This is a genomic window from Bilifractor sp. LCP21S3_F8 (assembly GCF_052117805.1).
Lineage (GTDB): Bacteria > Bacillota > Clostridia > Lachnospirales > Lachnospiraceae > Bilifractor.
Map to the genome: position 1 here is coordinate 1 of NZ_JBQKIK010000067.1, position 647 is coordinate 647.

Sequence of the window (647 nt, forward strand, 5' to 3'; positions counted from 1 at the left end):
GCTGCGCCTGCGGGATACGGTGGCCCTGGCCGGGAGAGAAAAGCTGAAAATCACAGAGATGCGTATTCCATCCAAAGGGGAAATTGTTCGGACAGACACCGCTTATCCGGGCGAAATTGTTATCCTTCCCAGCGACAGCGTGAGGTTAAACGATGTATTAGGGGATCAAACCCGGCTCCCTCGTAAAAGGTGGCGCGAGGCCCCCCTCCCCATGCTGCGGACGACGATTGCGCCGAAAACGGCAGCGCAAAGAGAACGGCTGCTGGACGCTCTTACGCAACTTGCGGATACTGACCCGCTTTTGCGCTGCGAAGTGGATTCCATCACCCATGAGATCATTCTTTCTTTTTTGGGCCGGGTGCAGTTGGAGGTCGTTTCCGCTTTGCTGTCGGAAAAATACAAGCTTGAAACAGTGGTAAAGGAACCCACCGTCATTTATATGGAGCGGCCGCTCAAAGCAGCCAGCCACACCATCCATATCGAGGTGCCGCCCAACCCGTTTTGGGCATCCATCGGACTGTCTGTTACACCACTCCCGCTTGGCTCCGGTGTACAATACGAGAGCCGGGTTTCGCTGGGATACTTGAACCAGAGTTTTCAAAACGCTGTCAGGGATGGTATCCGTTACGGGCTGGAGCAGGGCTTGT

1 pseudogene is annotated in these 647 nt (G+C 55.2%); it reads left to right on the plus strand.

What is annotated here, in order from left to right:
* Nucleotides 1-647 (plus strand): annotated as a pseudogene (locus ACTQ3A_RS13900) (tetracycline resistance ribosomal protection protein Tet(W)); the annotation flags it as partial.